Source organism: Isoptericola cucumis (assembly GCF_014635665.1).
Lineage (GTDB): Bacteria > Actinomycetota > Actinomycetes > Actinomycetales > Cellulomonadaceae > Isoptericola > Isoptericola cucumis.
The window spans coordinates 383,299-394,924 of the sequence record NZ_BMDG01000001.1; the positions used below are offsets into that span (position 1 = coordinate 383,299).

12 protein-coding genes are annotated in these 11,626 nt (G+C 73.7%); 3 read left to right on the top strand and 9 right to left on the bottom strand.

From position 1 onward, the window contains the following. Window positions 1-23 precede the first annotated feature (23 nt). From purD to IEW03_RS01710, 4 genes are all read right to left on the bottom strand, one after another. Window positions 24-1,307 carry a phosphoribosylamine--glycine ligase gene (purD, locus tag IEW03_RS01695; RefSeq protein ID WP_188521903.1) on the bottom strand — a complete coding sequence of 428 codons (1,284 nt, stop codon included), beginning with the start codon at window positions 1,305-1,307 and terminating at the stop codon, window positions 24-26. 45 nt (window positions 1,308-1,352) lie between these two features. Then, window positions 1,353-2,078: a transporter substrate-binding domain-containing protein gene (locus IEW03_RS01700; protein ID WP_188521904.1), complete on the bottom strand. Its 726-nt coding sequence runs from the start codon at window positions 2,076-2,078 to the stop codon at window positions 1,353-1,355. Beyond that, window positions 2,075-3,370 carry an adenylosuccinate synthase gene (locus tag IEW03_RS01705; RefSeq protein ID WP_188521905.1) on the bottom strand — a complete coding sequence of 432 codons (1,296 nt, stop codon included), beginning with the start codon at window positions 3,368-3,370 and terminating at the stop codon, window positions 2,075-2,077. Before IEW03_RS01705 ends, IEW03_RS01700 begins: the two co-directional genes overlap by 4 nt. A 128-nt stretch (window positions 3,371-3,498) precedes the next feature. Beyond that, the gene (locus IEW03_RS01710; protein ID WP_188521906.1) at window positions 3,499-3,870 is read right to left on the bottom strand and encodes an STAS domain-containing protein; all 372 of its coding nucleotides are present in this window, start codon (window positions 3,868-3,870) and stop codon (window positions 3,499-3,501) included. 63 nt (window positions 3,871-3,933) lie between these two features. Between IEW03_RS01710 and IEW03_RS01715 the strand changes: the two genes are divergently transcribed. Continuing rightward, window positions 3,934-4,395, top strand: a complete 462-nt coding sequence (locus IEW03_RS01715) for a DUF3151 domain-containing protein (RefSeq protein ID WP_188521907.1) — start codon at window positions 3,934-3,936, stop codon at window positions 4,393-4,395. 84 nt (window positions 4,396-4,479) lie between these two features. On the opposite strand, the gene IEW03_RS01720 is transcribed toward IEW03_RS01715, so the two are convergent. Beyond that, window positions 4,480-6,675 carry an ATP-binding SpoIIE family protein phosphatase gene (locus IEW03_RS01720; protein WP_188521908.1) on the bottom strand — a complete coding sequence of 732 codons (2,196 nt, stop codon included), beginning with the start codon at window positions 6,673-6,675 and terminating at the stop codon, window positions 4,480-4,482. Window positions 6,676-6,790: 115 nt separating this feature from the next. Between IEW03_RS01720 and IEW03_RS01725 the strand changes: the two genes are divergently transcribed. After that, window positions 6,791-7,234 carry an STAS domain-containing protein gene (locus IEW03_RS01725; RefSeq protein ID WP_371870583.1) on the top strand — a complete coding sequence of 148 codons (444 nt, stop codon included), beginning with the start codon at window positions 6,791-6,793 and terminating at the stop codon, window positions 7,232-7,234. 109 nt (window positions 7,235-7,343) lie between these two features. Here the strand turns inward: IEW03_RS01725 and fbaA are convergent, their stop codons facing one another. Then, window positions 7,344-8,363, bottom strand: coding sequence for a class II fructose-bisphosphate aldolase (gene fbaA / locus IEW03_RS01730; RefSeq protein ID WP_188521909.1), 1,020 nt, complete (start codon window positions 8,361-8,363; stop codon window positions 7,344-7,346). Window positions 8,364-8,474: 111 nt separating this feature from the next. Further along, on the bottom strand, window positions 8,475-9,164 hold the full coding sequence (locus tag IEW03_RS01735; RefSeq protein ID WP_188521910.1) for a TrmH family RNA methyltransferase: 690 nt from the start codon (window positions 9,162-9,164) through the stop codon (window positions 8,475-8,477). Between the two features lie 113 nt (window positions 9,165-9,277). On the opposite strand from IEW03_RS01735, the gene IEW03_RS01740 reads away from it, so the two are divergent. Next, complete coding sequence (locus IEW03_RS01740; protein WP_188522018.1) at window positions 9,278-10,018, top strand: HAD-IIA family hydrolase; 741 nt, start codon at window positions 9,278-9,280, stop codon at window positions 10,016-10,018. Window positions 10,019-10,090: 72 nt separating this feature from the next. On the opposite strand, the gene IEW03_RS01745 is transcribed toward IEW03_RS01740, so the two are convergent. Together IEW03_RS01745 and pyrE are read right to left on the bottom strand one after the other, a co-directional pair. Then, window positions 10,091-10,891: a hypothetical protein gene (locus tag IEW03_RS01745; RefSeq protein ID WP_188521911.1), complete on the bottom strand. Its 801-nt coding sequence runs from the start codon at window positions 10,889-10,891 to the stop codon at window positions 10,091-10,093. Continuing rightward, window positions 10,888-11,472 carry an orotate phosphoribosyltransferase gene (gene pyrE / locus IEW03_RS01750; protein WP_229737310.1) on the bottom strand — a complete coding sequence of 195 codons (585 nt, stop codon included), beginning with the start codon at window positions 11,470-11,472 and terminating at the stop codon, window positions 10,888-10,890. The genes IEW03_RS01745 and pyrE overlap by 4 nt, the downstream gene beginning before the upstream one ends. Between the last annotated feature and the right edge of the window lie 154 nt (window positions 11,473-11,626).

Genomic DNA, 11,626 nt, shown 5'->3' on the forward strand with positions numbered 1-11,626 from the left:
TGCTACAGGCGTTGCCGAAGTCCTCAGGGGACGGTGACCTCGCCGCGCTCGGCCTTGAGCGCGATGTCGCTGCGGTGGTGCGACCCGGCAAGCGCGATCTTCGCGACGCCGGCGTACGACGCCGCGCGGGCCGCCGCGAGGTCCGCCCCCCGCCCGACGACGGACAGCACGCGCCCGCCGGCGGACACCAGCGTGCCGTCGTCTCCCGCCGCCGTGCCCGCGTGCAGCACGTGCACGCCGTCGGTGGCCTCGGCGTCGGCGATCCCCGCGATCACGTCGCCCTTGCGCGGCGACTCGGGGTAGCCCTGCGAGGCGACGACGACGTTCACCACGGACTCGTCCGACCAGTGCAGCGGCTCGATCCCGTCGAGCCGGCCCGTGGCGGCCGCGAGCAGCACGCCGGACAGCGGCGTGCGCAGCCGCGCCAGGACAGCCTGGATCTCCGGGTCGCCGAAGCGGGCGTTGAACTCCACCACCCGCGTGCCGCGGCTGGTGAGCGCCAGCCCGACGTACAGCACCCCGGAGAACGGCGTGCCGCGGCGGGCCATCTCGGCGACCGTGGGCTGCGCGATGCGGTCGACGACCTCCGTCACCAGCCCCGACGGCGCCCAGTCCAGCGGCGTGTAGGCGCCCATGCCTCCGGTGTTCGGGCCGGCGTCGTCGTCGCCGACGCGCTTGAAGTCCTGCGCCGGCACCATCGGCACCACCGTGGCGCCGTCGCTCAGGCAGAACAGCGACACCTCCGGGCCGTCGAGGTACTCCTCCACGACCACGCGGCCGTCGTCGCCGCGCAACTCGAGCGCGCCCCGGGCGTGCTCGAGCGCGGCCTCGCGGTCCGGCGTCACGACGACGCCCTTGCCCGCGGCGAGGCCGTCGTCCTTGACGACGTACGGCGGGCCGAAGGCGTCGAGCGCGTCGGCCACCTGGTCGACCGTCGTGCACACGTGCGCCATCGCGGTCGGCACCGTGGCGGCGGCCATCACGTCCTTGGCGAACGCCTTGGACCCCTCGAGCCGCGCGGCCTCGGCCGACGGTCCGAAGCACGGGACGCCGGCCTCGCGCACGGCGTCCGCGACGCCGGCGACGAGCGGCGCCTCCGGCCCCACGACGACGAGGTCCACGCCGAGCCGCCGGGCGAGCGCGGCCACGGCGCGGCCGTCCTCCGCGTCGACGGGGTGCAGCGTCGCCTGGACCGCCATGCCGGGGTTCCCGGGCGCGGCGTGCAGCTCGGGCGCCGGCTCCTCGGACGCGAGGGCGTGGACGATGGCGTGCTCACGGGCACCGGTCCCGACGACGAGGATCTTCACGGGCAGCCATGCTAACCGCCGAGGACGCGGGCCGGCGGCGGCCGGTCAGCGCGACGAGGGGACGGTGGCGTCCTGGCCCGAGCGTGCCAGCGCGGCGGCCACGAACCCGTCGGCCTTGAGCTCCTCGACGACGGCCGCCAGCCAGGCGACGGCGGCCGGGTCGCGGTCGCGGCCGGTCGCGACCGCCTGCCGGATCTCCGTGAACCGCGGTTCCAGCACGCGCACGTCGCCGCGCCCGGCGGCCCACCGGGCCACGGGCTGCCGGATGCCCGCGGCGACCTCGAGGCCCTCGGACTCGAAGACCGTCGTGCCGTCGGCGCCACGGACCACCTCGGCGCGGGTCAGCGTGCGGGTGAGGAACAGGTCGTAGGCCGACCCCTCCTTGACGCCGACGCGCACGCCCGCGCGGTCGACGTCGTCCGCGCGCCGCAGCGGCGAGCCGGCCGGCACGGCGAACACGCCCTCGATGAGCGCGTACGGCTCCGTGAACGCGACCTGCGTCGCGCGCGCCGGCTCGACGGCCAGGAACCCGAGGTCGACGCTCCCGTCGGCGACCGCCGCGAACGAGTGCCGGGCCGCGTCGACGCAGGTCAGCCCGACGTCGACCCCCAGCCGCCCCGCGAGCTCGCGCGCCAGGTCCACGGTGACGCCCGAGGGCGCGTCAGGGGTGCCCTGCGCGAGCACCGGGTTGCCCAGGTTGACGACGGCGCGCAGCACACCCGTGGGCGCCAGCGCGCGGGCGACCTCCGCCGCCCGGCGCCCGGCGCTCACGCGCGGCCGTGGATGAGGTCGTGCACCGGGATGATCTCGTCGCGGCGCGGGCCCACGCCCACGGCGGAGATCCGGCACCCGGACAGCTCCTCCAGCCGCGCGAGGTAGGCCTGCGCGTTCTTCGGCAGGTCCTCGATCGTGCGGGCCCCGGAGATGTCCTCCCACCAGCCGGGCAGCTCCTCGTAGATGGGCTTGGCGTGGTGGAACGCGGTCTGGTCGTCCGGCATCTCGTCGTAGCGGGTGCCGTCCACGTCGTAGGCGACGCACACCGGCACCTTCTCCATGCCCGTGAGCACGTCGAGCTTGGTCACGACCATGTCCGTGAGGCCGTTGATGCGCGCCGCGTAGCGGGCGATGACGGAGTCGTACCAGCCGCAACGGCGCGCCCGCCCGGTCGTGACGCCGTACTCGCCGCCGGACTTGAGCAGGTACTCGCCCCACTCGTCGAACAGCTCGGTGGGGAACGGGCCCTCGCCGACGCGGGTCGTGTAGGCCTTGATGACCCCGATGACGGAGTCGATGCGCGTGGGCCCGATGCCGGAGCCCGTGACGGCCCCGCCGGCGGTCGCGCTCGACGACGTCACGAACGGGTACGTGCCGTGGTCGACGTCGAGCATGGTCGCCTGGCCGGCCTCGAAGAGGACCGTCTTGCCGGCGTCGAGGGCCTGGTCGAGCACCAGCGGGGTGTTCGCGACCATGGGCTTGAGGCGCTCGGCGTGCGCGAGCAGCTCGTCGACCGTCTCGGCGACGTCGACGGCGCGGCGGTTGTAGACCTTCACCAGCAGGTGGTTCTTCTGGTCGAGGGAGCCCTCGACCTTCTCCGCCAGGATCTTCGGGTCGAACAGGTCCGCGACCCGCAGGCCGACGCGGTTGATCTTGTCGGCGTAGGCGGGGCCGATGCCGCGCCCGGTCGTGCCGATGCGCCGCTTGCCGAGGAACCGCTCCGTGACCTTGTCGAGCGTGCGGTGGTAGCCGGCGATGACGTGCGCCTGCGAGGAGACGAGCAGCCGGGACGTGTCGACGCCCCGGGAGTTCAGCGCGTCGAGCTCCTCGAAGAGGACGTCGATGTCGACGACGACGCCGTTGCCGATGACGGGCACGACGCCCGGCGACAGGATGCCCGACGGCAGCAGGTGCAGCGCGTACTTCTCGTCGCCGATCACGACGGTGTGCCCCGCGTTGTTGCCGCCGTTGAACTTCACGACGTAGTCGACGCGAGACCCGAGGAGGTCGGTCGCCTTCCCCTTGCCCTCATCGCCCCACTGGGCACCGACGAGCACCACCGCTGGCATGGGATCCCCACTCTCCTTGGTCGACGAGGCCCGCCGCGCGCGAAGCGGCCCCCGATCGGGCCGGCGGCCGGGCCGCGCCCGAGTTTACCTGCCCGTGACCTGCTGGCGGCGCGGGCCGCGCGGGGACGTCAGACCGGGCGCTGCGGCAACGGGCTGGACGTCGTGCCCGTGGGCGGTGCCGCCGACTCGCAGCGGTGGTCGCGGTCGATGCGGAACAGGTCGAGCGCCCCGCAGACCTCCAGCACGAACAGGTCGCGTTCGTCGGCCCCTCGCAGCACGGTCGCGCCGCCCCGCCGTTTCCCGGAGTCCGCGAGCGAGATGAGGAACGCCGCGCCTGTCGAGTCCATGAAGGTGACCCGGCACATGTCGATGACGAGCAGCTGCCGTCGCAGGCCCACCACGCGCGCGGCGATCTCCGGGAACTGGTCCCGCTCGGCGAGGTCGAGGTCACCGGCGATCACGAGCGTCGTCGTCGTCGATGACGTCGCGATCTCGATCATGTGCCGAGCGTACCCGCGCCCGGCCGCGAGCGGCGGCCGAAGCCCCCGGGCCACAATGGGGCCATGAGCCCTCAGCCGATCGACGACCTGCTCGCCGGACCGCCGCCCACCCGACTGCCCGACGACCACCCGCAGGTCCGCGAGGGCCTGGACACCGGCGAGGACCCCGCGCGGCTCGCCGCCGACCACCCGGCGTCGACGCTCGCCTGGGCGGTGCTCGCGGAGCAGACGCTCGCCGGCCCGGACGGCAGCGGCGACGACCCCGGCACGGCCCGCGCCGTCACCGCGTACGCGTACGCCCGGACCGGGTACCACCGCGGGCTCGACGCGCTGCGGCGCGCCGGCTGGCGCGGCAAGGGCCCGATCCCCGCGGACCACGGACCCAACCAGGGCTTCCTGCGCGCGCTGCTCGCGCTGTCCCTCGCCGCCGGCCTCGTCGGCGAGGACGACGAGGCGGAGCGCTGCGCACAGTTCCTGCGCGACTCGGGGACGTCGCCCGACGAGGTCGCCCGCCTCGTCGAATGACCCCTTCGAGAACGTCCTGACGGACGAAACGACGCCGGGAGACGTCCACGAGGACGTTCTCGAAGGGGTGCAGCGCCGGGCAGGTCAGTCCGTCGGGCGCAGCTTGGCCCACACGAGCTTGCCCGACCCGGCGGGCCGCCAGCCCCAGTCCGCCAGGCGCTCGACGATCTGCATGCCGAACCCGCCGAGCCGGTTCGGGTGCCCGTCGGTCGTGACGGGCGGTGCCGGGTTGGAGTCCTCGACCTCGATGCGCAGCCCGTCACCGGTGTCGAACAGCCGCAGCGCGATGTTGCCCCACCCGTGCAGGACGCCGTTGGCGACCAGCTCCGACACGACGAGCTCGGCCGCCGCGGACTCCGGCAGGCCCCACGCCTGGCAGGTGCGCAGCACCGCGTGCCGGGCCCGCCCGATGGACGGCGGCTCGCTGGGCAGCAGCCAGCGGCGCGAGCGCGGGCTGAGGGGCTGCACCTCGCCGTCCGCGACGGGGTCGGGCATCCGCACCACGACCAGCGCCACGTCGTCCTCCGGCGCGTCGGCGAGGCGCGACAGCAGCTCCTCCCCCACCCCCGCCGCGTCGCGCGCGGTGATCCGGCCGGACGTCTCGACGAGGGCGTCGAGCCCCACCTTCAGCGATCGGTCCCGCCGTTCGATGAGCCCGTCGGTGTAGAAGAGCAGGACGTCGCCGCGGCGCAGCTCGGCCCGCGCGGTCTCGCGCGGGCGGGAGCCGAAGCCGATGAGCGACCCGCCGGCACCGGCGAGCTGCGTGACCTGGCCGCCGCGCAGGAGCAGCGGCGGCAGGTGGCCCGCCCGGGTGTACCGGATGTCCCAGGACTCGCCGTCGGGCCCCTGCTGCAGCGTGGCGTACACCATCGAGGCCGAGCGCGGGATGCGCATCCCGGTGACGAGCTGGTCCACCCGGTCGACGACGACGCCCGGCGTGGCCAGCTCGAACGCGTAGGAGCGCACCACCGAGCGCAGCTGCCCCATCGCCGCCGCGGCCTCGACGTCGTGCCCGACCACGTCCCCGACGACCAGGCCGACCGTGCCGTCGGAGATCTGCAGCACGTCGTACCAGTCGCCGCCGACCTGGGCGTGCTCGGCGTTGGGCGCGTAGTAGGTCCACACGTCGAGCCCGGGGACCTCGGCCTGCTCGGGCAGCATCGCCCGCTGCAGCGCCTCGGCGAGCCGGTGCTCGCGGGCGTAGAGCCGGGCGTTGTCGATCGCGGTCCCGGCGCGGCGCGCCACCACCTCGACCACGGTGAACACGTGCTGCGGCTCGCTGGGCGTCGCGCCCGCGCCGCTGGCCGGGGTGCCGTCGAGGTGGAGGCCCGCCCCGTGCCAGCTCACCAGCAGGCCGAGCACGCGGCGACGCCCGGCCACCGCGTGCACCACCACGGAGCGCGGCACCGCCCCGGTCTCCTCGACGACGCGGCGCACCAGGTCACGACGCAGCCAGCCGGACGCGGAGTGCGCCGGGTAGTGACCGTCCAGCTCGAGCAGCACCGGCCCGTCGGTCACCCCGTCCAGCAGGTCCTGCACCTGGTCGACCGACGGCGCGGGGTTCTGGCCGTGGACGTCGGGCTCGACGGGCGGCGGCCCGCCGACGCGCGCGAGCACCGGCGTCTCCGGCACGTACCGGGCGTGCCGGCGCCCGCGGCCGCTCGGCGGCGACGCGACGTCGACGCCGTCCGCGAACACGAGGCCGTCGTCGTTGAGGTAGAAGCCGGCCCAGGGCACGAGGGCGCGCAGCAGGTCGGCGATGTCGCGCAGGGCGTACGGGTACTCGAGGTCGCCGAGCAGCTCGGTGGTCTGCGCGACGAGGTCGAGGTCGGCGCGCTCGCGCCGCTCCACCTCGAGCGAGGCGAGCTGCGCCGCGTGCCGCTCGACGTAGGACGACACGTCGGTCGCCGCGCCGAGCCAGTGCCGCACGACCCCGTCGTCCTCCGGGATCGGCGACATGGTCACGTGCCACCAGCCGATGGCGCCGTCCGGCCGGAGCCCCTGGATCATCCGCTCGGTGGGACGCCCCTCACGGAGGGCCGTCTGGCCGGGCTCGCGGTCGGGGTCGGCGCCGACGAGGGAGAGCAGCGGGTGGGTCCCGCGCGCCTTCAGCTCGTCCACGTGGATGCCCGTGGTCCGGGTGAACTCCGCGTTGACCCACAGCACCGGCATGCCCTCGTCCCACGTTCCGGTGACGAACACGGGCAAGATGGCGTCGGAGAGCGCCGCGCCGAGCATATGGTCGGAGACAGGGGGCACAGGACCGGGAATTTCGGTCATATTGCCTCCGCCGTCGTAGTTTCCCGTCCTGGTTGGTGTTCTTGCTGGTCATTCAACCGTAGATTGGTGTCCGCCGAGACTTGAGCAAGCGCCACCCGCGCGTGGAAGGAGCACCGTGCACGACGGATCGAACACGACACCGCGCGATCTGCTGCCCACGGACGCGCCGGACGATCCCGCACCCGAGCTCGGCGACCCGGCGAGCGTCCACGTCCTCGTCGGCGCCTCCCGCTCGCGGGTGGTCCTGTCCGGGGAGATCGACGCGGACATCGGTGGGGAGCTGAGCGAGGCCATCGCCGACGCGGAGGACTCCGGGCTCCCGGTCGAGATCGACGCGCACCACGTGACGTTCATGGACTCGTCGGGCGTGGCGTTCCTCGCCCGGCTCGCGTCACGCAGCCCGCACCGTGTCCGGGTGCTCCGCGCACCGCCCACGGTGCGGTTCCTGCTGGAGGTCACCCGCATCGGCGAGCTCCTCGACATCGTCGACGAGGACCCGGGCTTCGACCTGGACGCCGAGGGCTCGTCGGTCCCCGGGCGCCCCACCACGCCCCGATAGACGAGCTCACCGAGACGGTGAGCGAGACGCACGAGGGGCGGGCCGCATCGACTGCGGCCCGCCCCTCGCGTCCTGCACCGGCGAGGTAGGAGCTACCCCGGCGGCGGTGTCACATCTTCTGGCCGGCCGAGCGCAGCTGCTGAGCGGCCTCGACGATGCGGGTGGCCATGCCGGCCTCGGCCAGCTTGCCCCAGGCGCGCGGGTCGTAGGCCTTCTTGTTGCCGACCTCGCCGTCGATCTTCAGCACACCGTCGTAGTTCTTGAACATGTGCTCGACGACCGGGCGCGTGAACGCGTACTGCGTGTCGGTGTCGATGTTCATCTTGATGACGCCGTTGTCGACCGCCTCGGCGATCTCCTCGGCCGTGGAGCCCGAGCCGCCGTGGAACACGAGGTCGAACGGGTTCGCCTTGCCGATCTCGTCGCCGACGGCCTTCTGGATGTCGGCGAGGATCGACGGGCGCAGCTTGACCGCGCCCGGCTTGTACACGCCGTGCACGTTGCCGAAGGTGAGGGCGGTCAGGTACCGGCCCTTCTCGCCGGCGCCGAGGGCCTTGACCGTGGCGAGGCCGTCCTCGGCCGTGGTGTAGAGCTTGTCGTTGATGGCGGCCTCGTGGCCGTCCTCCTCGCCGCCCACGACGCCGATCTCGACCTCGAGGATGGTGCGCGCGGCCTGCGAGAGCCCCAGGAGCTCCTCGGCGATGACGAGGTTCTCGTCCAGCGGGATGTCCGAGCCGTCGAACATGTGCGACTGGAACGTCGGGTTCTTGCCGGCCTTGACCTGCTCGGCCTCGAGGGCCAGCAGCGGGCGGACCCAGGAGTCGAGGTTCTTCTTGACGCAGTGGTCGGTGTGGATCGCGATGTTCACCGAGTAGTTCCTGGCGACCTCGGTGGCGTAGGCGGCCAGGGCCAGCGAGCCGGCGACGCGGTCCTTGATCGTGGAGCCCGAGGCGTACTCGCCACCGCCCACGGAGACCTGGATGATGCCGTCCGACTCGGCCTCGGCGAAGCCCTGGAGCGCGGCGGTCACGGTCTGCGACGACGTGATGTTGACGGCGGGGTAGGCGAACTTGCCGGCCTTCGCCCGGTCGATCATCTCGGCGTAGACCTCGGGGGTTGCGATAGGCATCTGCGGTACTCCAAAGGAAGGGGCGTACGAGGATGCAGCGGGATGCTTCGTCGCGACGGGCGCCGTGCGACCCGCATGCATCCGGATTTTCTCACGTACGGGTCATGGACGTCACATGCCGTCGGTACGGTGAGACGGAACGAGCCACGACGAGGCCCAGGAGTGCATGGCGATCGCCGCGGCCGCGCCCGCGTTGAGGGAGCGCGTCGAGCCGTGCTGGGCGATGTGCACGACGTCGGCGCACACGGCCTGCGCCTCGGCCGTCAGCCCGGCGGACTCCTGCCCGAAGAGCAGGACGCAGCGCGCGGGCAGCGCGTAGCCCTCGAGCGGGACCGAGCCGGGGACGTTGTCGACGCCCACGACCGGCAGGCCCTCGGCCGCCGCCCACGCCACCAGCGCGGAAGCGTCGGGGTGGTGGTGGGTGTGCAGGTACCGGTCGGTGACCATGGCTCCGCGCCGGTTCCAGCGGCGCCGGCCGACGACGTGCACGCCGGCGGCGTTGAACGCGTTCGCGGTGCGCACGACCGACCCGATGTTGAGGTCGTGCGCCCAGTTCTCGATGGCGACGTGCAGCCGCCGGTCGGCGGGACGCCGTGCGTCGAGGTCGGCGACGACCGCCGCCACCGTCCAGTAGCGGTACCGGTCGACGACGTTGCGCCGGTCGCCGTGCTCCAGGAGCTCGGGGTCGTACCGGGGGTCGACGTCGCCGCCGGGCGTGCGCGGCCAGGCGTCGGGACCGCCCGGCCACGGCCCGACGCCCACCTCTCGGGCGGGCTCCTGGGCCACCTCCTGCGGGCTCACCGCGCCGCCACGACCGTCGACCTCATCCGCCCATCCTCACCCACGCGCGGCGCCGTTCGGCACACTAGGGTGGCCGCGTGACCGAACGACGGATCGATTCCTGGCTGACCGACATGGACGGCGTGCTGGTGCACGAGGGGCAGGCCATCCCCGGGGCGCCGGAGTTCGTGCGCGCGCTGCGCGAGGCGGACCGCCCCTTCCTCGTCCTCACCAACAACTCGATCTTCACGCCGCGCGACCTGCGCGCCCGGCTCGCGACGTCGGGCATCGAGGTGCCGGAGTCGGCCATCTGGACGTCGGCGCTCGCCACGGCGCAGTTCCTCACCGACCAGATCCCCAACGGCTCCGCGTACGCGATCGGCGAGGCCGGGCTGACCACCGCCCTCTACGAGGCGGGGTACACCCTCACCGAGTCCGACCCGGACTACGTGGTGCTCGGCGAGACCCGCACCTACTCCTTCGAGGCCATCACCAAGGCGGTGCGCCTGGTGCGCGGCGGGGCGCGGTTCATCGCCACCAACCCCGACACCACCGGGCCGTCCGCCGAGGGCCCGCTGCCGGCCACGGGCGCCGTCGCGGCGATGATCCAGGCGGCGACCGGCCGCTCGCCCTACTACGTGGGCAAGCCGAACCCGATGATGTTCCGGTCCGCGCTCAACCGGATCGAGGCCCACTCCGAGACCACCGCCATGATCGGCGACCGGATGGACACCGACGTCGTGGCGGGCATCGAGGCGGGCCTGGAGACGTTCCTCGTGATGACCGGCTCGACGTCGGCCCACGAGGTCGACACGTATCCGTTCCGCCCGACGCACGTCGTCGACTCCGTCGCCGACCTCATCGACCGTGTCTGACGATCAGCGGCCGCAGGCCACCGCGCCCGCACCGGGCCGCCGGCGCGGCTGACGACAGGCCCCGGCTGCGGGTCAGCGCGGCAGGAAGGCGCCGGCGCGGGCGACGAGGCGGGCGACGTCGTCCAGGAGATCGAGGTCCTGGTGGCCCTTGCGCCACCAGATCAGCGTGCTGCCGTCGAGCCGCAGGCGGCCGCCGTGCAGGGCGTCGGCGCCCTGCCGGGCGAGGTCGGCGCCGCCCCCGTCGGCGAGCCACTCCTTCGCGGTGCGCTCGCTCTGGGTGCGCACGGTGAACGCCCTGTCGAACTCGGGGACCCCGACCTCGACGTCGGACCGCACGGCGTCGCCCACCCCGGACGCCTTGACCTCGACCCGGCCGAGGTCCCCGTCGAGGTGCGTGAGGACCAGGTGGTACGGCTCCGCGGGGGTGGTCGGGCCTGACACCTGGGCGCCCGTCTCGGAGTACGTGCCGCCGGAGCGGTACTGCACCCCCAGCTCGAGCGTCCAGACCTCGCGCCCGTCGACCCGCGTGCGCAGCACGGGCCCGCCGAACGTGTGGCCGACCGTGCTCGCCAGCGGCTCCCCCTTCGGGAACGACAGCACGCCGCCCGGCACGTCGGGCTCGCCCTGGCCCCCGAACGACGTCCACCGGCCCGTGGCGACGAGCCGTTCCACGTCCTCGGCGCGCTGCTGGTGGAAGCGGCGCAGCCCCCGCACGTACCCCAGCCCCGCGACGACGGCGGCCACGGGCACCAGCGCCAGGGCCACCCACACGTCGACGACGCCGAGCCCGGCGAGCAGCGCCACGACGACGACCACCGCCGTCGGGACCGCCAGGATCCCGAGGCCGGGCCGCCTCGCGGCCTGGCGGCTCACGCGAGGCCCAGGTCCGCCAGGTCGTACAGGTAGTGGTACGGCACGCCGAGCGCCTCGATCTTCGCGCCGGCGCCGGTGGCACGGTCGACGATGGTGGCGCAGCCGAGCACCTCGGCGCCCGCGTCCCGCAGGGCCTCGATGGCCGTGATCGGGGAGCCGCCGGTGGTCGTGGTGTCCTCGAGGACGACGACCTTGCGGCCCGCGACGTCCGGGCCCTCGATCTGGCGCTGCATGCCGTGCATCTTCGCGGCCTTGCGGACGACGAACGCGTCGAGGTCCTGCCCGCGCGACGCCGCGGCGTGCAGCAAGGCGTCCGCGATGGGGTCCGCCCCGAGCGTGAGGCCGCCCACGGCGTCGACCTCCGCGGTGCCGAGGCCGACCTCCTCGAGGTGGTCGAGCAGCACGTGGCCGACGAGCGGCGCGGCGCGGTGGTGCAGCGTGATGCGGCGCAGGTCGACGTAGTAGTCGGCCTCCTTGCCGGAGGAGAGCGTCACCTTGCCGTGCACGACGGCGAGCTCGGTGATGAGGTCCCGCAGCTGCTCGCGGGGCGTGGGGCCGAAGGCGGGGTCGGTGGTCGTCACGGGCACCAGGGTACGCAAACACCGCACCACGGCGGCGCTGCCCGGAGAGCCACGGCGCACCGTCCGCGTACGCCGCACGTCATGTGTATAGCCAACACGCGGTGTATGCCATACACTCGTGTACGCCATACACACTCCACCGTCGAGGGGACCG